This window comes from Bosea vaviloviae (assembly GCF_001741865.1).
Taxonomy (GTDB): Bacteria; Pseudomonadota; Alphaproteobacteria; order Rhizobiales; family Beijerinckiaceae; genus Allobosea; species Allobosea vaviloviae.
The window spans coordinates 5156961-5176167 of sequence record NZ_CP017147.1; the positions used below are offsets into that span (position 1 = coordinate 5156961).

The following is a 19207-nucleotide window of genomic DNA, read 5'->3' on the forward strand; positions in this document are numbered from 1 at the left end:
CGTCATTCCGGGCTCGCCGCTGCGGGGCGCCCCGGAATGACGGTGTGGTTCCGAGCCAAGACAACGGGCTCTAAAACTCCGACCAGCCCTCGGCGCTGCCGCCGGCTACCGCCAGGCGGGGCCGCGCGCGGAGCGGGCATGGAGACAGAAACGGGCATGCGGGCAAGAGCAGGCGCCGGCGCGCGGCGCTGGAGCTGCGGCGCGGCCTGCCTGATCTCGCCTGCGATCCGTGCCGCGAAGTCCGCGCCAGCGTCGAGCGTGAAGGCCGCGACCATCGCGCTGAGCGCCGAGGTGTCGTGCTGGAGATCGCGCGCGACCTTGGCGCTCTGATCGGCCAGGAGCGCGTTCTGCTGGGTCATCTCGTCCATATGCGCGACGGTACGCGCCATCTCGTCGATGCCGTTGGCCTGCTCGATGCTGGCCTGCGAGATCTCGCTGACTGTGGTCGAGACCTTCGAGGCGGCCGAGACGATCTCGCGCAGCGTCGTGCCGGCATCCTTGACGAGCTGCACGCCGGTCTGGATCTGCTGCGTCGAGTTGGCGATCAGCGATTTGACGCCATTGGCGGATTCGCTGCAGCGCTTGGCGAGCGCCCGCACTTCGGAGGCGACCACGGCGAAACCCCGGCCGGCATCGCCGGCACGGGCGGCCTCGACCGCCGCATTGAGCGCAAGCAGATTCGTCTGGAAGGCGATCTCGTCGATCATCGCGATGATCTCGGAAATGCTGGACGAGGCCTTCTCGATCCGCTCCATCGCGCTGACGGCCTCGGTAACGATCGCCCCGCCGCGGACCGCGACCTGGGTCGCCTCTTCGCCGAGCGCCACGGCGGCGCGCGAATTGCCGGCGCTGTGCTTGACCGAGGCCGCGAGTTCCTCGGTCGTCGCCGCCGTTTCCTGCAGGCTCGAGGCGTTGGCCTCGGTCCGCTCCGCGAGTTGGGCGCTGTCCGAGGAGATGCTGGTCGAAGCCGCGTCGATCCGGCCGGAAATCTCGCGGACGGAGGACACCACCGCCGCCATCGTATCGATCAGATCGTTCACCCCGGCGCAGAGCTGGGCGATCTCGCCGCTCTTGCCCTCAAGCGAGACGCGCCCCGTCAGGTCCTTGTCCTTGGCGCGGGCGATCACCTCGCCGGTTTCGCGCACCGCCGCCTCGAGCTGCTGGCCCTTGAAGCTCGCCGTGATGTCGGTGGCGAATTTCACCACTTTATAGGGCTGCCCCTTGGCATCCATGATCGGATTGTAGCTCGCCTGGATCCAGATCTGATTGCCGGCCTTGCCGACGCGGCGATATTGCGCTGCGTCGTATTCGCCGCGCCCGAGGCGCTCCCAGAACTGGCGATAGGCCGAGGTTTCGCGCTCAGCGGGATCGACGAACATGGAATGATGCCGGCCGACCACCTCGGAGAGGGAGTAGCCGAGCACCGCCAGGAAGTTCTCATTGGCATGCAGCACCTTGCCGGTGAGATCGAACTCGATCACGGCCTGAGCCTTGTTGATCGCCTGCTGCTGGCCTTCCAGATCCGCGAGACGGTTCTTCTCCTGCGTGATGTCGGTGGCGAACTTGACCACGCCGACCGGCTTGCCGCCGGCGCCGAGGATCGGGTTGTAGCTCGCCTGGATCCAGATCTCCTTGCCGCCCTTGCCGATGCGCAGATATTGCCCGCGCGAGTACTCGCCGCGGCCGAGATCGAGCCAGAACTGCTTGTATGCCGGCGTTTCGCGCTCAGCCGGCGAGACGAACATGCTGTGGTGCTGGCCTTTGATCTCGGCCAGCGTGTAACCCAGCGTCGCCAGGAAATTCTCGTTGGCGTTCAGAACCTTGCCGGTGAGATCGAACTCGATCACCGCTTGCGAACGGTTGATCGCATCGAGTTGGCCGGTGACATGGCGGTTCGAAAACAGGCTGGAAAGGCGCGACATGGATCCCCCCTTAAGCTGCCCCCGGACACGCTCGCATGGCAGGTTTCGGCGGCGGGATGCCGGCGACAACCACCAGGAAAGGAGCCGGGAGTTATGCAACTTAAAATTGCCACAACTCGGTTAATACAACCTGTAGATTGATTACCTTAGGTCATTGTCGCGCCGTCCATACGCAGAACCACGCCGTCATCCCGGGCGACCGAAGGTCGTCCCGGGATCCATCGTAGGGCCAATCCTTTAAAAGGCCTGGCCTCCGATGGATCCCGGCGCTCCGCTTCGCTTCGGCCAGGATGACGGTGTGGTTCTGAGGCTAGACAGCAAGCCTCGCGCGTTCGCTGTCGATCATCGCCTGGACAGCCGCCATCGCGACCGCGAGCTTTTCGGGGTCGCGCGAGCGCACGACGATGTTGGTGTCGGGACCCGCTTCCGAGAAGAACGGGTAGGAGCCGATCGAGACCTCGGGATGCGCCTTCGCCACCTCCGCCAGCGCCGTGCCGATATCACCCTCGCGCAAGCCGGCGCGCACCGTATCCGACAGCATCCTGACCCCGGTCCGCAGCGTCGGCGCGACGACATCGAGCATCGCCTGCATGATCGAGGGCACGCCGGCCATGACATAGACATTGCCGATGTTGAAGCCCGGCGCCTTGGAGACCGAGTTGGCGATCAAATCCGCGCCGGCCGGAATGCGGGCCATGCGCAGCCTTGCCTCGTTGAGCTGGTCGGGAGGAAAGCGCTCGGACAGCATCGCGATGGCGCGCGGATCGTGGTCGATCGAGACGCCGAAGGCCGCTGCTACCGCATCGGCGGTGATGTCGTCATGCGTCGGGCCGATGCCGCCGGTGGTGAAGACATAGGTGAAGCGGGCGCGCAGCGCATTCAGCGCCTGGACGATCTCATCCTGGATATCGGACACCACGCGCACCTCGCGCAGATCGATGCCGATATTGGTGAGATATTCGGCGATATAGCCGATATTCTTGTCCTTGGTCCGGCCGCTGAGAATCTCGTCGCCGATCACCAGGATCGCCGCCGTCACGGGCGTGGTTTCGCTGCTGGACGTCATGGCCGGTGCCTCTGGCTGGGCGGCCGGCAAAGCGCGGACGGCCGTTTCTCCCCTACAGCTAGGGCCTCCGGCAACCGGGCTCAAGCCGTCGCCCGCGCGCCCCTCATGCGCGGCAGGGCGAACCTCAGGCGGCGTCGCGCTCGAAGACGAGGTTCAGCCGCGTCTGCGCCAGCATGCGGTAGCCGCGCTGCGTCAACAGCCCCACCAGATCCATCTGCCAGCGCTCGCGCGAATCCTCGATGATGATGAAGCTCGGCCAGAGCGCTTCCGGCGCGTCGCGCAGGAAGGGTTCGAGGATCAGATCCTCGGCGCCCTCGACATCGAGCTTGACCGCATCGAGCCGCTCATAGCCCTCGCTCTGGAGCAAGGCGAGCAGCGTCGTTGCCGGCACCTTGACGGTGGCGCCCGTGCTGGAGCGCAGGATGCGCACGCTCGACTCGCCCTTATTGGCCGGGTCAAGGAACAGCGTCAGCTCGCCCGGCTTGTCGGCGAGCGCGCAGGCGATCGCCTTGACCGTGCCGAACGGGTTCTGCGCGATGTTGAAGGCGAGCCGCGCGAACACATCGGGCTGCGGCTCGACCGCGAGAATCCGGGCGCCCGGCCCCGCCTTCGCCGCAACGAACAGGGAGTAAGCCCCGATATTCGCGCCGATATCGATGAAGCGGAAACCCTCGCGAATGCGGCCGGCGAGCAGATCGCGCTCGCGCTGGTCGAAATATTGCGGCGTGAACAGCACGCGCTTCTCGCAGACATTGCCGTCCGGATAGAGCCGCATCTTCGCGCCGAGCGATTCGATGTCGACCGGTGCGCCGGCGAGCGAGCGCAATCCCAGGCGGCGCAGCGCATAGGCGGTCTTGCGGCCGAGGAAGCTGTCGGGCGCGCAGCGCGTCCAGGCGATGATGCGTGCGAGAACGCCGCGGGGAGCGAAGGCGCCGAAAGGCTTCGCCTCGGCTTGTGTCTGATCGGTGATGGCCATGGGGCGGCGTGATACACCCCATGTCGCGTGCGCGCCAGCCGGAACAGCTTTTGCTTCCATCCGTCTTCCCCCAGCCGGTCTGGCATTGCACCCTGCCACGCCACACCCGGCGCTTAAGCCACGGAGCCTGTCGATGCGATTTCTCCCAACGCTTGCCTTGGCTCTAGGCCTGATCTGCTCTGCCTTGGCGCACCCCGCTTTGGCGCAAGAGGCGCGCTGGGACGTCATCAACGAATATCCGGCCTCGTCGCTGCCCGGCGAGGCGGACGCCTTCTTCGCCGAGGCGGTGAAGGCGAAGGCAGCCGGAAAGCTCACGATCAACCCGATTCCCGACGCGAAATCGGGACTGCGTACGCGCGAGCAGCTGAAAGCGGTCTCGGACGGGCGCTTCGCCATGGCCAACAGCTTTGGCGGCGCGCTGGGCGACGAGGCTCCGCTCTTCCTGCTCTCCTCCCTGCCCTTCGTCACCGCTTCGCCGGCGGATGCCAAAGCGCTCTATGACGCCGCCAAGCCACTGTACGAAAGCCTCTTCGCGGCGCGCGGGCAGAAGCTGCTCTACATCTCGCCCTGGCCGCCCTCGGGCATCTGGTCGGCGGCACCGCTGACGGACCTTGCGGCGCTGAAGGCGCTGAAGATCAGGACCTATGACAAGACCGGAACCGAGGTGCTGGCGCAGGTCGCGGCAAGCGCCGGCATCGTCTCCTTCTCCGACCTCAACCCCAAGCTGGACTCCGGCGAGATCAACGCTGTGCTTTCCTCCGGCGATGGCGGGGCCGGCCGGCAATTGTGGAAATACACCCGCAACTTCTCGGAGATCCTCTACGCCGTGCCCCTGAGCTTCGCCTCGGTCTCGCTCGACGCCTGGCAGAAGCTCGACACCGCGACGCAAGCCGCCGTTGAGACTGCCGCAGCCGAGACGAGCGCGCATCAATGGCAGGCGATGAGCGGCCGCGTTGCGATCAACTACAAGCGCATGCGCGACAATGGCGTCGCGATCGACGAGGCGCCGCCCAAGGAGGTGATGGAGGCCTTGCGGGCCGCAGCCGCGCAATCCGTGGCGCAATGGAAAACCATAGCCGATCCGGCGGCGCAGCAAGTCCTGACGGACTTCCTGGCGCGCCCGCGCTGAACCCGCTCACAGGTTGTCGTGCAGAAGCCCCAGAGCCGATGCTGCAAAGATGCGCATATTGGCGATGCGGTCGCCGGAGCCGGTCTCGATCGTCCTGACCAGTTCGACAGGTCCGGAGATCGCCAGGCAGCTATGGCCCGGCGCATCGCCATAGCTGTTGCCCGAGGGCCCGGAAGCGCCGGTTTCCGCCAACCCCCAGCTCGCGCCGAAGCGCTCGCGCAACCGCCGCGCCAGCAGCAGGGCATAGGGCTCGCTGGCCGAGCGGATGCCCTCCATCTCCGCAAGCGAGATGCCCATCAAGCCCTCGCGCGCCTGCCTGGTGTAGACGACGGCGCCGCTGACGAAGAAGGCGGATGCGCCGGGCTGGGCCAGGAGCGAGGCCGCGATCAGGCCGCCAGCCGAGGATTCCGCCACGGCCACGGTCTCGCCGCGCGCCTTGAGCCGCGTCCCGATCTGCCCCGCCAGTTCCAACAATCCCTGCATGCCCGCTCCAACTCTTTTCGGCGCTGCGATCGCATGCCTGATACCGGCTGCAGACCCAATCCCAATGCGCGTCAAGCGACCCGGCCCGCATTGCAACCGTCTTGCACCATACGCCAAACCCAATAGATATGGTCGGCAAGGAGCCATAGCGTCACGATGACATTCGACGAAACCCTGGGACGGTCGCGCATGCGCGATCCGGTGATCAAGCTGCACGGCGCCGAGGCCTTCGCGGCCATGCACAAGGCTGGCCGGTTGACCGCCGCAGGCCTCGACATGCTCGGCGACTACGTCAAGCCGGGCGTCACCACCCAGCGCCTCGACGATCTCGCCTTCCAGTTCGCCATGGACAACGGCGCCTATCCGGCGACCCTGTTCTATCGCGGCTACACCAAGTCGATCTGCACCTCGATCAACCATGTCGTCTGCCACGGCATCCCCGACGACAAGCCACTGCGCGAGGGCGACGTCCTCAATATCGACTACACATTGATCGTCGATGGCTGGCATGGCGATTCCAGCCGGATGTACGGCGTCGGCGAAATTTCGCGCAAGGCCGAGCGCCTGATCGACATCACCTATGAGAGCCTGCTGCGCGGCATCAAGGCCGTGCGCGCCGGCGCGACCACAGGCGATATCGGCTTCGCCATCCAGCGCTATGCCGAAGGCGAGCGCTGCTCGGTGGTCCGGGATTTCTGCGGCCACGGCGTCGGCCAGGTCTTCCACGACGCGCCCAACATCCTGCATTACGGCTCACCCGGCGAAGGCCCGCAGCTCAAGACCGGCATGATCTTCACCATCGAGCCGATGATCAATCTCGGCAAATCCGGGGTGAAAGTCCTCTCCGACGGCTGGACCGCCGTAACGCGCGACCGCTCGCTCTCGGCCCAGTTCGAGCACACCATCGGCGTCACCGAAACCGGCTGCGAGATCTTCACGCTGTCGCCGACCGGACGCGACAATCCGCTCGCGCTGCGATGACGGCAGAGGGCGGCAAGGTTCCAAACCGCGCCGCCCCGTCAGGCGCCCTTCCCGACGCCGCCCCGCATTATCACGGCCATCGCGACCGCTTGCGCGCCCGCTTCCAGGATGCGGGCGCGGGCGCCCTGCCCGATTACGAACTGCTCGAACTGCTGCTCTTCCGCTCGATCCCGCAGCGCGACGTCAAGCCGCTCGCCAAGGAGCTGATCCAGCGCTTCGGTTCCTTCGCCGAGGTGCTCGCCGCCCCCTCCACGCGGCTCACCGAGGTCAAGGGTGTCGGCGCGGGCGTGGCGCTCGACCTCAAGATCGTCGAAGCCGCGCTGACGCGCATGGCCAAGGGCGCGGTCGCCAAGCGCGCCGTGCTCTCGTCCTGGTCGGCCGTGCTCGATTATTGCCGCATGGCGATGGCCTTCGCCGAGCGCGAGCAGTTCCGCATCCTCTTTCTCGACAAGAAGAACGCAGTGATCGCCGACGAGGTGCAGCAGACCGGCACGGTCGACCACACGCCGGTCTATCCGCGCGAGGTCATGCGCCGGGCGCTGGAACTCTCGGCAACGGCGCTGATCCTCGTCCACAACCACCCCTCCGGCGACCCGGCGCCATCGCAGGCGGACATCCAGATAACAAAGGCGATCGTCGACATCGCAGCTCCGCTTGGCATCGCCGTGCATGACCACGTCATCGTCGGCAAAAACGGCCATGCGAGTTTGAAGGAGATGCGGCTGATCTAACTAGATAGCGTCGCATTCGGACGCTTCCGTCCGAATGCGACGCGATCCTTTCCAAAAGGTGAGAGCATTGCTCTTGCGAAAAACCGGTTCCCACTTTGTCGCGCAACGCCCTAAGCGCGCGTCAAGGCTCCCAGTGGTCGTCCGGCGGCGGACCCCAATCGTTCAGGACGCAGCAATAGACGGCGCTCTCGTCGAAGGGATAGCGCGCTTCGATCTCGGGCGTCAGCGTCAGGCCGAGGCCCGGCGCGGTCGGGCGCAGCAGGCGGCCGTTTTCGATCCGCCCCTGGTCGCCGATCATCTCGCGGCCGAGCGGGAAATCGAGCATCGGGAATTCGACCAGCCCGCCACCGCCGGCAAAGGCGGCATGGTAATTCGCCATGATCGCGGCTGCTCCGCCCCAGGCATGCACGACGACGTCGATCTTGAGCGCGTCGGCCACAGTGAAGATCTCCATCACCGCGCTGATCCCGCCGATCACCGAGGCGTCGGGCTGGACGAAGGCATAGGCGCCGGCGCGCATGCGCTCGATCATCTCTTTCGGCGTCGTGATGATCTCGCCGCCGCAGACAGGCACGTCGATGCGCTGGCGCAGCTCGCGGAACGCCTCGGGACTGTCGGGGCCGACGGCCTCTTCGAGGAACAGCATGCGCTGCTCCGTCCTGGCGTGCACGGCCTCGACGAAGGCGACGACATCGTCCACGGGCTGTGGCGGATCGGCCAGATTCTGGCACATGTCGACGGCCACACGAATGCCGCGTTTGGCCGAGACCTCCAGCGCCCAGACGGTGCGCCAGATGTCGCGCTTGAGCGAGCGGATCTTGTAGATGCCGATGCCCTTCGCGCTCAGCAGGTCGAGCTCGCGGATGAACTGGTGCCTGGCATCGCAGCAGCCGCCACTGCCATAGATCTGGATCGAGTCGTTCTTCGCGCCGCCGAGCAGATCATAGACCGGCACGCCGAGGCTCTTGCCCCTGGCGTCCTGCAAGGCGGCCTCGAACGCGCTGATGACATGGCGCGCCGCGCCCTGGAGCGACCAGTAATCGCACAGCGAACGCAGATCCTTGACCCGCCGGGGAATGTCGAGGCCGTCCTTGCCCAGCATCAATGGCGTGCAGAGATCGACGATCGATTTGAAGACCAGCGGCGCGAACACGGCGAGATAGCCTTCGCCGATGCCGGTTACGCCATTGTCCAGCGTCACCTCCACCATGCCGATCGTGCGCTTCGGCCCGTTCGGGAAACAGGCCTTGATCTCGCGCTCATCCGCATCGGCATAGGGCGAACTCAAGAGGACGCAGCGAACTCTGGTGATCTTAGCCATCGGGCTCCCTCGTTTCGACCACGGCCACCGTTTCGACCACGGCAACGGTTTCGACCACGGCAACGCATGGCCAGGCTCAGCGCGCGTCCATGATCTCCGGCATCATGCGCCGGGCGATCGGCCTCAGCCGCTCGGCCTCGGCGGGGTCGATCCAGCGATAGGGCCTGCGCAAGCGTGGACCGACGGGCGCCCAATTGCCGATTGCGGCGAGCAGCTTGTCGAGGGCGGCGTTGGAATAGCCATGGTCGCGCCGGAACGGCAGGATATGAGCATCCATGAAATCGCAGATGCGCTGCTCGATCTCGCGTGCACCTGAGATGTCTGTCCGCATCATCTCGGTCCATAGCTGCGCGCCGCGTGGGCTGAGGCAAGCGACATTGGAGAAGGCTCCGGCCGCGACGCCAGCCTCGACCCCGGTCGCGAGATGGTGGCCCGGCACATACAGCGCCCAGTCCCGCAGATGCTTATCGGCCTCCGCGTACCAGTCGGCATCGCCGTCAGCGAGCTTGACACCGACGACCGCGGGCACCTGTTTCAGCACACTTGCCAGCGTGGCCGGCGACAGCACGCGCTTCGCATGCGGCGGATTGTAGAGCACGAGCGGGATGTCTCCCGCGGCCTCGGCCGCCATCTGCAGGAAGTCCACCGCCTCGGGATCGGAGACCGGCCACCAATCCGGCAGGATGACCTGGATCCCATCGGGCGCATGCGCAACGGCCCGGCGCAGCCGGTCGAGCGCCAGGCTCGGATCGGGCTGGCAGGCGCCGATGACGAAGGGCGTCCTCGACCGGCTGCAGCGCTCGGCCAGGACGCCTTGGATTGCGTCGAATTCGGCCTCGGTCTGGTTGCAGCACTCGCCGGCGGTGCCGTTCGAATAGATGCCGTCGACTTTGGCGGCGATCAGAACCTCGATTTCATCGGCCAATCCAGACAGATCGATTGCGCCGTCGGGCGCGATCGGCAGCAGCAGCGTCGCCCAGTTGCCGCGCAATTTGCCCCACCTGCCCGCTCGTTCGAGCTTCCCGGCCATCGTCGTTTCCCGTCTCGCCGCCTTGTTGACTTAAGGGATATCCTACAAGTAAATATCGATCAACCAACGGACGGCATCCGCCAGTGCTCTTTGAGGAGGGCACCCCGCGCACCAGCAATGACGAGGTCGAAGGCCCGTGAACCGGACGATCAAGCCTCTGGTGAAACCGCAATCGCTGCACGCCTCGGTGCTCGAAAGCGTCAAGGCTTACATCGACGAGAGCGGCCTGCCTCCGGGCAGCCCGCTGCCGCCTGAAAACGACCTCGCCCAACAGCTCGGCGTGAGCCGCAATTCGGTGCGCGAGGCGGTCAAGGCGCTGGAATCCGTCGGCATCGTCGAGACCAGGCGCGGTATCGGCATCTTCGTCAGCGACTTCTCATTCGCTCCGCTGCTCGACAACCTCGCCTTCGGCCTGCGCGGCCGGCTCGACGATTTCGAGGAACTCCTGACCATTCGCCGCGCGCTGGAAGGCGCGCTGATCGGCAGGACGGTGGAGGTGATCGGCGCCGACGACATCGCCGAATTGCGCGCCATCACGGCCCAGATGAAGGTCAGGGTCGATGCGGGCAAAAGCTTTCTGGAAGAGGACCGGCGCTTCCACCGCACCTTGTTCCGCTGCCAGAACAATCAGCTCCTGCTGAAGCTGCTCGACATCTTCTGGCAGGCCTTCGTCAAGGCCTCGGACTTCTTCAATCTCGAAAACCGCGATCCCGTCGCCACCTGGCGCGATCACCACGAGATCGTCGAAGCCGTCGCAGAGCGCGACGCGGAGACGGCGCGCGAGCGCCTCGACCACCACTATCACGGCATCTCAAAAATAATAGCAGCCAGCAAGGCGAGCTAATGGGAGGTTACCATGACCATGAGGACGTATCGTAAGGCGCTGATCGGTGCAGCGTTGCTGGTCGGCACGATGATGACGCCGGCTTTCGCCCAGATGAAGACGATCACCGGCGGCTTCGACGTTGGCCCCGGCGGCCTGCAGGGCAATTTCAACCCGATGACGGCGCCCGCGGGCTACACTTGGCTGAGCACCTATTTCGAGCCGCTGGTCACTTACGACGCCGGCCTGACCAAGCTCGTGCCGGCACTGGCTGCGAGCTGGGAGATCAGCCAGGACAAGCTGAGCTATACCTTCAAGCTGGCGGAAGAGAGCTGGCATGACGGCCAGAAGTTCACCGCAGCCGATGTGAAATTCACCATCGAGCTCAACAAGAACCCGAAGACCGCAAGCCTGCTGTCGGCGCGGCTGTCCGCCGTCGACAGCGTCGAGGTCAAGGACCCGCGCACCGTCGTCGTCAAGCTGTCGCGGCCCGACAACGCCCTGATCGTCAGCTTGACCAAGATGATGATCCTGCCGGCGCATGCGCTGGCCGCGATCGCGCCGGAAGACATGGCGAAGAACGCGATGTGGTCGACCAAGCCGATCGGCACCGGCCCGTTCAAATTCGTGCGCTACGAGACCGACCGCTTCGTCGAACTCGCCGCCAACGAAACCTATCGCGGCGGCAAGCCCAAGGTCGACCGGCTGATCAACCGCTACTTCGCCAATGCGGCTGCGGCGATCTCGGCGCTGCGGGCCGGCGAGATCCAGTTCACCTATATCGAGTCCGACGACGTCCCGACCTTCAAGGGCAACAAGGACTACACCATCATCGAAGGCGCCTCCTACGTCGCCAACTATATCGGCTTCAACAACCAGGTGCCGCTCTGGAGCGACGTCCGCGTCCGCCAGGCGGTGATGCATGCGATCGACCGCAACACGATCATCGACAGCCTCTACAAGGGCGCGGCCAAGAAGGCCGATTGCGGCTATGTCGAAGGCAGCCTGATCCCGAAGGGGCTCGACGAATATGCCTATGACCCGGCCAAGGCGACGCGACTGCTCAAGGAGGCCGGCTGGGACAAGATCAACGGCACCAAGCCGATCTCCTGGATCACCTATTACAACAACCCGCTGACCGCCAACGTCATGGCCGCGGTCCAGTCCATGCTCGCCCAGGTCGGCATCAACGTCGTGCCGCGCGCCTTGGATTCCGCGGGTTATAACGGCATCGTCATGTCCCGGACGCCGAACCCGGCCGATTTCCCGCTGGTCTATGCCGGCCTGCAGAATGGTCCCGATCCCGGAACGCTCAATCTCGGGCTGAACGAGAGCCAGATCCCGCCCGTCGGCCAGAACTTCCTGCAGATCAAGATCCCCGCACTCAACGCCGCGCTGAACGCCGCTGTCGCCGAGACCGACCAGGCCAAGGCGACGACGAAATATCAGGACGTCTGCGCCGTCATGAACAAGACGCTGCCCTGGGGCACGATGTGGGTCGCCAACCGCTACGGCGTCGCTTCGGTCAAGCTCAAGGACTTCGTCTGGACGCCGGCGCCGGGCGGCGGACCGTTCGCGGCCACGCCGGAGAAGTGGTCGATCGCGCCCTGAGCCGGAATTCCAGACGGCCTCTAAGCCGGGAGGGCGCCCACGCCCTCCCTCGTCCCCTCGACGACGGCGTAAACCATGCTTGGCTTCTATCTGAAACGGCTCGCCGCCGGCCTGATGATGCTGATTGCGCTCAGCATCATGGTCTTCGTGCTGCTGCGCCTGGCGCCGGGTGACCCGATCGACGCCTATCTCAATCCGCTGGCCCCGCTGAGCCAGGTCGAGATGGACGCGCTGCGCCAACGGCTCGGGCTCGACCAGCCCTGGCCGGTGCAGTATCTCGCCTGGCTGCGCGCGGCGCTCGGTGGCGATCTCGGCTACTCGATCGACCGGGCCGGCGTGCGCGTGCTGCCGCTCCTGATGGAGCGCACCGGGCCGACGCTGCTGCTGATGCTGACCGGCCTGGCCATGGCGATCGTGCTGGGCATTGCGGCAGGCGTGGTCGGCGCGGTCAAGCGCAACTCCGCCATCGATGTCGGCCTCGGCGTGCTCGCCTTCCTCGTCATCTCGACCCCGGCCTTCCTCAAGGCCCTGCTCGGCCTCTATGTTTTTGCTGTGGTGCTGCGCTGGGCTCCCTCGGGCGGAATGCTGACGCCAGGCGCGCCCTTCTCGCTCACCGATCTGCTGGCTCACCTCACCTTGCCCGCTTCGCTGCTCGCGCTCGTCTATTCCGCGCTGTTCATGCGCTACATGCGCTCTTCGATGATCGAGGTGTTGAACCAGGATTATCTGCGCACGGCACGGGCCAAGGGCGTCGGCGAATTCGCGGTGATCGTCAGGCACGCCCTGCGCAACGCCATCCTCCCCGTCATCACCTTGATCGGCTCGACCATCGGCATTGCCATCGGTGGCGCAATCTTCATCGAAAGCGTCTTCGACTGGCCGGGCATGGGGCTCCTGATGGTCAAGGCGGTCGAAACCCGCGACTATCCCGTGATCATGGGAGCGACGCTGCTGATCGGCGTCGGCGTCATCCTGGTCAACCTTCTGACCGACCTTGCCTATGCGGTGGTCGATCCGCGCATTCAGGTGAGCTGATGAGCGCGGATACGCCCATGACCGCAGGTGCGGCGACCTCACGAAGCCGGGGCCGCAGCCCGCTGCAGCGCGCTCTCGGGCGCTTCTTTCGCAATGGCGCGGCGATCGCGGGACTGCTCATCCTGGTGCCCGTGCTGCTTGCCGTGCTGACCTATCCGTTCTGGTGGCGCTATGCCCCCAACAGCATCGATCTGCGGGCGCTGAACTCAGGGCCGACAGCGGCCCATTGGCTCGGCACCGACGGCGTCGGCCGCGATACATTGGCCCGCCTGCTGCAGGGCGGGCGGACCTCGCTGCTGATAGCATCGGTCTCGGTGGCGATCTCGCTTCTGATCGGCTTTCTCGTCGGCGCGGTCGCAGCCTTCGGCGGGCGCGTTCTCGACGGCACGATCATGCGTTTCGTCGATCTCGCCATGACGCTGCCGCCGGTCATCCTGCTGCTGGTGCTCGCCTCGATCACCGGCACCGGCATCCTGCCGACGATCTTCGTGATCTCGCTCCTGTCCTGGCCGGTGCTGTCACGCATGGTGCGGGCGCGCCTGCTGGAACTTCGCGAACGCGATTTCGTCGTCGCCTCCCGCGGCTTCGGCGCCGGTCTCGGGCACCTGCTCTTCCGCCATGCCTTGCCGAACTCGCTCGACATCCTCGTGGTCTACGCCACCGTGCAGTTCGCCAATGCGATCCTCCTCGAAGCCGGCCTCTCCTTTCTCGGCATGGGCATCGTTCCGCCCGAAGCAAGCTGGGGCAACATGCTGAGGGCAGCGCGCTCGACCGTGGTGCTGGAACTGCACCCCTCACAATGGATGCCGGCAGGCGCCGCGCTCGTGGCGACCGTGCTCGCCATCAACTTCATCGGCGACGGCCTCCGTGACGCCTTCGATCCGCGCACAGACCTTGAATAATCCAGGCCTTGAATAGTCCAAGCCTTGAGTCATCCAAGCAGAGAAAGCTTCAGCCCATGTCACGTTTTCACGGTGTGGTTCCCCCGGTCGTCACCCCCTTGACCCTGGATTTCAAGGTCGACTACCCATCCTTCACCCGCGTGATCGAGCATCTGCTCGACGGCGGCGTCGACGGCCTGTTCGTGCTGGGGTCGACCAGCGAAGTCGTCTTCCACGACAATGACGAGCGCGCGAGGATCATCGAGCACGCCGTCAAGATCAATAATGGCCGCGTGCCGATCTTCGCCGGCGTGATCGACCCGACGACCGACCGCGTCATCCAGCATGCGAAGGTCGCGCAATCCGCCGGCGCCGACGCGCTGGTCGTGACCGCCCCGTTCTACACCCGCACCAACCAGGCCGAGACCATCGACCATTTTCGCTATGTGCGTGAGGCGGTCGACCGCCCGGTGATCGCTTATGACATTCCCGTCTGCGTCCACATCAAGCTTGAGCGCAAGACAACCGTCACGCTCGCCCGCGAAGGCACCGTGGCAGGCCTGAAGGATTCCAGCGGGGACGACGGCAATTTCCGCTTCGTCAAACAAGACCTGGCGGACATCTCCGATTTCTTCGCGATGACGGGTTCCGAGATCGTGGTCGACAACGCGGCGCTGATGGGCGCCCAGGGCGTGGTGCCGGGCCTCGCCAATGTGGACCCCAAAGGCTACGTCAAGCTCTGGCGGCTGACCCAGGCCGGCAAATGGGACGAGGCCCGCCAGGAGCAGGAACGGCTCTGCCGCCTGTTCGAGATGGTCTGGATCTCGCTCGGCCGCACCAGCGCCGGTTCGGCCGGCGTCGGCGCATTCAAGACGGCGATGCAGCTTCTCGGCGTCATCGACACCAACACGATGGCCCGGCCGCAACGATCCCTCAACGCCGAGGAAGCAGCAGCCGTCAAAACCATTCTCAAGCAGACCGGGCTTCTCGGCTAGCAGGCTGCTGCAGAAGTCTCTGGCGGGATCGTCTTGGAGATGATTCACTCTGTCTGAGGCAGATGCGGGGTCTTGCGATGCGGGGACGTGAGGATCGGTCGGATAGCCTGTTCAGCTACATCCGGCTGGAAGAGCGGGTTCCTGCGGATCATCCGCTGCGAGCGATCCGGGCTTTGGCGGACGAGGTTCTGGCGGGTCTGAACGGTCGCTTCGAGACGCTGTATTCGCAGATGGGTCGGCCCTCGATCCCACCGGAGATGCTGCTGCGCGCGACGCTGCTGCAGGCGTTCTTCTCGGTTCGCTCCGAGCGGATGCTGATGGAGCAGATCGACTACAATCTGCTGTTCCGGTGGTTCGTCGGGCTTGAGATGGATGCCGCGGTCTGGCACCCGACGGTGTTCACGCACAACCGCGACCGGCTTCTGGAAGCGGATGTGGCCCACGCCTTCCTGTCGGGGCTGCTGGCTTTGCGTCAGGTGAAGCAGCTCCTGTCGAGCGACCACTTCTCCGTCGATGGCACGCTGATCGATGCCTGGGCCTCGATGAAGAGCTTCCGGCGCAAGGACGGCTCGGACGAGCCGCCTGGGCCTGGCCGCAACGGCGAGCGCAACTTCCGCAAGGAAAAGCGCTCGAATGTAACCCATGCCTCGACCACCGATCCCGATGCCCGGCTCTATCGCAAGAGCGACGGGCACGAGAGCCGGCTGTGCTTCATAGGCCATGCGCTGATGGAGAACCGCCATGGCCTCGTGGTGGACGCGACGCTGACCCACGCCACCGGCACGGCCGAGCGCGAGGCAACGCTTGCGATGCTCGACCGGCGCGAAAGCCGGCATCGGATCACGTTGGGAGCCGACAAGGCCTACGATGTCGAGGCCTTCGTGGGCGACCTGCGGGCGCGCCAGGTGACGCCGCACATCGCCATCAACGGCGCGGTGTCCAAGACCGGCAAGGTGCGCAAGACCGCCATCGACGGCCGCATCACCCGCCATCCCGGCTACGCGATCAGCCAGCGTTGCCGCAAGCGCATCGAGGAGGTCTTCGGCTGGATCAAGACCCAGGCCGGGCTGGCCAAGGTCAAGGTCCGGTCCCGGACCAAGGCCGAGGCGGTCTTCACCTTCGCAGTTGCCGCCTACAACCTCGTCCGCATCCCCAAGCTTCTAGCCCAGGCGACCGCATGAAGGGCAGCGCCAAGCGGACCAAACCACGCTCCGGCAGCAGCATCCACCAGAAGACAAGCCGCCGACGCTTCCCAGCTGCGCCAGTCGCTGCCAAAACAGCAAAGATCATCTAAACCAAGAGCCAGAACAGACTTCTTCAGCAGCCTGCTAGAGCATTTCCGCGATCTCTCCGAAACGCGGAAATGCTCTAGCTCCTTGTTTTATCGCATTGTCTTCACGCGAACCGGTGTCCACTTCGCTCGAAAATGCTCTCGAGCATCGACCCGAAAAGTGGGAACCGGTTTTCGGGACAAGCCGATGCAAGATCAAAACCCGACGAGCACCGGAACCACGCCGTCGCTCTGAGGCAGTGGCTCGAAAGCGATCAGGCGGATCGGCCCTGACGCAGGCCGTGCCGCAGCGGGCGATTCTGTCGAAGGCCTGCTGCGGCCCAACTCGGCGCGATGGACCTCATCCCTTTTGACGACTCGACAAGCGCACCGGCCGCACCAACGCCGGAATTGCTCAAGGATTAGGCAGACGCCGACGCAGCCCTGACCATGCGCCCCCTTCCCGAACGATCGCGAATAGGCATAGGCTGCCGGAAATGGGGAAAACACCTGCGATGGTCGCGTTCGATGAAATGACCGGCTCCGGCTCCGATTTACGGCCGGCCTATGCTGAGCTCGACCGCTGGCTGAAGGAAGCGCCGCCGGAAACGCTGGCGCTGCGGCGCAGCCAGGCCGAACTGTTCTTCCGCCGCATCGGTATCACCTTCGCCGTCTATGGTGACGAAGAGTCGACCGAGCGACTGATCCCCTTCGACATCATTCCCCGGGTCTTGACCAAGCCGGAATGGACCAAGCTGGAGGCGGGCCTGCGCCAGCGCGTGACCGCGCTGAACATGTTCCTGGCCGATGTCTACGGGCCGAAGGAATGCCTCAAGGCCGGCATCATCCCGCCCGACCTGGTCTATGGCAATGCCTGCTACCAACTCGAAATGGTCGATTTCCAGGTGCCGCACGGCATCTACTGCCACATCGCCGGCATCGACGTGGTCCGGGTCGATGCCGATACCTTCTATGTGCTGGAGGACAATGCGCGCACGCCCTCAGGCGTCTCCTACATGATGGAGAACCGCGAGGTGATGCTCAGGCTCTTCCCGGAGCTCTTCGCCACGCATCGCGTCGCACCCGTCGACAATTATCCCGACCAATTGCTGGCGACCCTGCGCTCGGTCGCGCCGCGCAGCGCACCAAGCGACCCGTCGATCTGCCTGCTGACGCCCGGCCAGTTCAATTCGGCCTTCTACGAGCACTCCTTCCTGGCCGACAAGCTCGGCGTCGAGTTGGTCGAGGGCTCGGACCTGCTGGTCAAGGACGACGTCGTCTATATGCGCACCACGCAGGGGCCCAAGCGGGTCGATGTGATCTACCGGCGCATCGATGACGACTTCATCGACCCGCTCGTCTTCCGCAGCGATTCCGTGCTCGGCGTGCCCGGGCTGATCGGCGCCTACAAGGCTGGCAACGTCACGCTGGCCAACGCCGTCGGCACCGGCGTCGCCGACGACAAGGCGGTCTACAGCTACATGCCCGAGATCGTGAAGTTCTTCACCGGCGAGGAGCCGATACTGAAGAACGTGCCGACCTGGCGCTGCCGCGAGCCCGAGGCCAACGCCTATGTGCTCGACAATCTCGAAAAGCTCGTCGTCAAGGAGGTCAACGGCTCCGGCGGCTACGGCATGCTTGTGGGCCCTCACGCCAACAAGGCGCAGATCGAGACCTTCCGCAAGAAGCTGAAGGCGAGCCCTGAGGGCTTCATCGCCCAGCCCACCCTGGCGCTCTCGACCTGCCCGACCTTCGTGGCCTCGGGCGTGGCTCCGCGCCATGTCGATTTACGCCCTTATGTGCTCTCGGGCGCCAACGGCATCTCCTGCGTGCCCGGCGGCCTCACCCGCGTCGCGCTGAAGGAAGGCTCGCTCGTCGTCAATTCCAGCCAGGGCGGCGGGACCAAAGACACCTGGGTGCTCGATGCATAACATCAATGGCGGCATTCATGCCGGACGGAACGCCGACGCACCGCGCCCCGCCACGAAAAGGCCCGAACTGACCATGCTCTCGCGCACAGCCGACAGCCTTTACTGGGTCTCCCGCTATGTCGAGCGGGCCGAGTATCTCGCCCGCATCCTCGATGCGACGACGCGATTGACCAACCTGCCCCACGCCTATGGCGGCGCCGGCACGGAATGGCAGAGCGCGGTCTCGACCGCCGGCTGCGAGGAGGCCTTCGCCAAGGCCTATGGCGAGGCCAATGAGCGTAATGTCTGCGACTTCCTGACCTTCAACCCCGACAACCACTCCTCGATCCGCAACTGCCTGGCGCTCGCCCGCTCCAATGCGCGCGCTGTGCGCACCGCGCTGACCTCGGAGATGTGGGACGCGTTGAACGGCGCCTGGCTAGAACTGCAACGCTTCGAGAAGAAGCGCATGGACCGCGAGGAACTGGCGCGCTTCCTGGACTGGGTGAAGAACGTCTCGCTGGTCTTCGACGGCTCGGCCTACCGCACCATGCTGCGCGACGACGGCTACTGGTTCTCCAGGCTCGGCGTCTATGTCGAGCGCGCCGACAACACGGCCCGGATCCTCGACGTCAAATACCATGTCCTGCTTCCAGCCAATGAGCAGGTCGGCGGCTCGCTCGACTATTTCCAATGGACCACGATCCTGCGCGAGGTCTCGGCACTGACGGCCTATCACTGGGTCTATCGCGAGGCGGTGAAACCGCTGCTGATCGCCGACCTCCTGATCCTGAACCGGCGCATGCCGCGCTCGCTGGCGAGCTGCTACGAGAACATCTCGCGCTTCCTCGACGCGCTCGGCGACGCCTATGGCCGCCAGGGACCGGCCCAGCGCCAGGCGCGCAAGACGCTCGCCAACCTCAACAACACCCGCATCGACGACATCTTCCAGCACGGGCTGCACGAGTTCATCTCCGACTTCATCACCGAGAATAATCGCCTTGGAGGCACCATCATCGAGCAGTATCTGCAATGAAACCGGG

The 19207-nt window shown here is 65.2% G+C and carries 17 protein-coding genes; 11 read left to right on the forward strand and 6 right to left on the reverse strand.

All coding sequences use genetic code 11. From position 1 onward, the window contains the following. Positions 1–2: 2 nt before the first annotated feature. The 3 genes from BHK69_RS23730 to BHK69_RS23740 form a co-directional block, all read right to left on the reverse strand. Entirely contained in the window at positions 3–1922 is a 1920-nt protein-coding gene (locus BHK69_RS23730) for a methyl-accepting chemotaxis protein (RefSeq protein WP_069692250.1), read from the reverse strand. 310 nt (positions 1923–2232) lie between these two features. After that, positions 2233–2988 (reverse strand): competence/damage-inducible protein A, encoded by a 756-nt coding sequence (locus BHK69_RS23735; protein WP_069692251.1) that lies wholly within the window; start codon positions 2986–2988, stop codon positions 2233–2235. Positions 2989–3112: 124 nt separating this feature from the next. Then, entirely contained in the window at positions 3113–3964 is an 852-nt protein-coding gene (locus BHK69_RS23740; protein ID WP_069692252.1) for an FkbM family methyltransferase, read from the reverse strand. Positions 3965–4097: 133 nt separating this feature from the next. On the opposite strand from BHK69_RS23740, the gene BHK69_RS23745 reads away from it, so the two are divergent. Beyond that, positions 4098–5093 (forward strand): TRAP transporter substrate-binding protein, encoded by a 996-nt coding sequence (locus BHK69_RS23745; protein ID WP_069692253.1) that lies wholly within the window; start codon positions 4098–4100, stop codon positions 5091–5093. A gap of 6 nt (positions 5094–5099) precedes the next feature. On the opposite strand, the gene BHK69_RS23750 is transcribed toward BHK69_RS23745, so the two are convergent. Next, positions 5100–5576 (reverse strand): CinA family protein, encoded by a 477-nt coding sequence (locus tag BHK69_RS23750; protein WP_069692254.1) that lies wholly within the window; start codon positions 5574–5576, stop codon positions 5100–5102. 156 nt (positions 5577–5732) lie between these two features. Between BHK69_RS23750 and map the strand changes: the two genes are divergently transcribed. Together map and radC are read left to right on the forward strand one after the other, a co-directional pair. Then, positions 5733–6557 carry a type I methionyl aminopeptidase gene (map, locus tag BHK69_RS23755; protein WP_069692255.1) on the forward strand — a complete coding sequence of 275 codons (825 nt, stop codon included), beginning with the start codon at positions 5733–5735 and terminating at the stop codon, positions 6555–6557. Continuing rightward, entirely contained in the window at positions 6554–7288 is a 735-nt protein-coding gene (radC, locus tag BHK69_RS23760) for a RadC family protein (protein WP_069692256.1), read from the forward strand. Before map ends, radC begins: the two co-directional genes overlap by 4 nt. Positions 7289–7409: 121 nt before the next feature. Here radC and BHK69_RS23765 read toward each other — a convergent pair whose 3' ends face one another. Then, positions 7410–8609 carry a mandelate racemase/muconate lactonizing enzyme family protein gene (locus tag BHK69_RS23765; protein ID WP_069692257.1) on the reverse strand — a complete coding sequence of 400 codons (1200 nt, stop codon included), beginning with the start codon at positions 8607–8609 and terminating at the stop codon, positions 7410–7412. A gap of 76 nt (positions 8610–8685) precedes the next feature. After that, positions 8686–9639: a dihydrodipicolinate synthase family protein gene (locus BHK69_RS23770; protein ID WP_069692258.1), complete on the reverse strand. Its 954-nt coding sequence runs from the start codon at positions 9637–9639 to the stop codon at positions 8686–8688. A gap of 136 nt (positions 9640–9775) precedes the next feature. On the opposite strand from BHK69_RS23770, the gene BHK69_RS23775 reads away from it, so the two are divergent. The 8 genes from BHK69_RS23775 (at position 9776) to BHK69_RS23810 (ending at position 19200) form a co-directional block, all read left to right on the forward strand. Continuing rightward, a complete protein-coding gene (locus tag BHK69_RS23775) occupies positions 9776–10483 on the forward strand; it encodes a FadR/GntR family transcriptional regulator (protein ID WP_069692259.1) in 708 nt (235 codons plus the stop codon). A gap of 18 nt (positions 10484–10501) precedes the next feature. Continuing rightward, the gene (locus tag BHK69_RS23780) at positions 10502–12073 is read left to right on the forward strand and encodes an ABC transporter substrate-binding protein (RefSeq protein WP_083269898.1); all 1572 of its coding nucleotides are present in this window, start codon (positions 10502–10504) and stop codon (positions 12071–12073) included. Positions 12074–12148: 75 nt separating this feature from the next. Continuing rightward, complete coding sequence (locus tag BHK69_RS23785) at positions 12149–13108, forward strand: ABC transporter permease (protein WP_069692261.1); 960 nt, start codon at positions 12149–12151, stop codon at positions 13106–13108. Positions 13109–13125: 17 nt separating this feature from the next. Then, a complete protein-coding gene (locus tag BHK69_RS23790) occupies positions 13126–14010 on the forward strand; it encodes an ABC transporter permease (RefSeq protein WP_069692262.1) in 885 nt (294 codons plus the stop codon). Between the two features lie 56 nt (positions 14011–14066). Continuing rightward, complete coding sequence (locus BHK69_RS23795) at positions 14067–14984, forward strand: dihydrodipicolinate synthase family protein (RefSeq protein WP_069692263.1); 918 nt, start codon at positions 14067–14069, stop codon at positions 14982–14984. 77 nt (positions 14985–15061) lie between these two features. Further along, positions 15062–16165 carry an IS5 family transposase gene (locus tag BHK69_RS23800; RefSeq protein WP_069693320.1) on the forward strand — a complete coding sequence of 368 codons (1104 nt, stop codon included), beginning with the start codon at positions 15062–15064 and terminating at the stop codon, positions 16163–16165. 604 nt (positions 16166–16769) lie between these two features. Further along, the gene (locus BHK69_RS23805; protein WP_210188292.1) at positions 16770–18185 is read left to right on the forward strand and encodes a circularly permuted type 2 ATP-grasp protein; all 1416 of its coding nucleotides are present in this window, start codon (positions 16770–16772) and stop codon (positions 18183–18185) included. 73 nt (positions 18186–18258) lie between these two features. Next, positions 18259–19200: an alpha-E domain-containing protein gene (locus BHK69_RS23810; RefSeq protein ID WP_069693916.1), complete on the forward strand. Its 942-nt coding sequence runs from the start codon at positions 18259–18261 to the stop codon at positions 19198–19200. Positions 19201–19207 lie beyond the last annotated feature (7 nt).

Coding starts and splice junctions, on each gene's coding strand:
- BHK69_RS23805 (WP_210188292.1), top strand. CDS start 16,770: ATGGTCGCGTTCGATGAAATGACCGGCTCCGGCTCCGATTTACGGCCG.
- BHK69_RS23800 (WP_069693320.1), top strand. CDS start 15,062: ATGCGGGGACGTGAGGATCGGTCGGATAGCCTGTTCAGCTACATCCGG.
- BHK69_RS23745 (WP_069692253.1), top strand. CDS start 4,098: ATGCGATTTCTCCCAACGCTTGCCTTGGCTCTAGGCCTGATCTGCTCT.
- BHK69_RS23735 (WP_069692251.1), bottom strand. CDS start 2,988: ATGACGTCCAGCAGCGAAACCACGCCCGTGACGGCGGCGATCCTGGTG.
- BHK69_RS23750 (WP_069692254.1), bottom strand. CDS start 5,576: ATGCAGGGATTGTTGGAACTGGCGGGGCAGATCGGGACGCGGCTCAAG.
- BHK69_RS23740 (WP_069692252.1), bottom strand. CDS start 3,964: ATGGCCATCACCGATCAGACACAAGCCGAGGCGAAGCCTTTCGGCGCC.
- BHK69_RS23795 (WP_069692263.1), top strand. CDS start 14,067: ATGTCACGTTTTCACGGTGTGGTTCCCCCGGTCGTCACCCCCTTGACC.
- BHK69_RS23765 (WP_069692257.1), bottom strand. CDS start 8,609: ATGGCTAAGATCACCAGAGTTCGCTGCGTCCTCTTGAGTTCGCCCTAT.
- BHK69_RS23780 (WP_083269898.1), top strand. CDS start 10,502: ATGAGGACGTATCGTAAGGCGCTGATCGGTGCAGCGTTGCTGGTCGGC.
- BHK69_RS23770 (WP_069692258.1), bottom strand. CDS start 9,639: ATGGCCGGGAAGCTCGAACGAGCGGGCAGGTGGGGCAAATTGCGCGGC.
- BHK69_RS23730 (WP_069692250.1), bottom strand. CDS start 1,922: ATGTCGCGCCTTTCCAGCCTGTTTTCGAACCGCCATGTCACCGGCCAA.
- radC (WP_069692256.1), top strand. CDS start 6,554: ATGACGGCAGAGGGCGGCAAGGTTCCAAACCGCGCCGCCCCGTCAGGC.
- BHK69_RS23790 (WP_069692262.1), top strand. CDS start 13,126: ATGACCGCAGGTGCGGCGACCTCACGAAGCCGGGGCCGCAGCCCGCTG.
- map (WP_069692255.1), top strand. CDS start 5,733: ATGACATTCGACGAAACCCTGGGACGGTCGCGCATGCGCGATCCGGTG.
- BHK69_RS23785 (WP_069692261.1), top strand. CDS start 12,149: ATGCTTGGCTTCTATCTGAAACGGCTCGCCGCCGGCCTGATGATGCTG.
- BHK69_RS23810 (WP_069693916.1), top strand. CDS start 18,259: ATGCTCTCGCGCACAGCCGACAGCCTTTACTGGGTCTCCCGCTATGTC.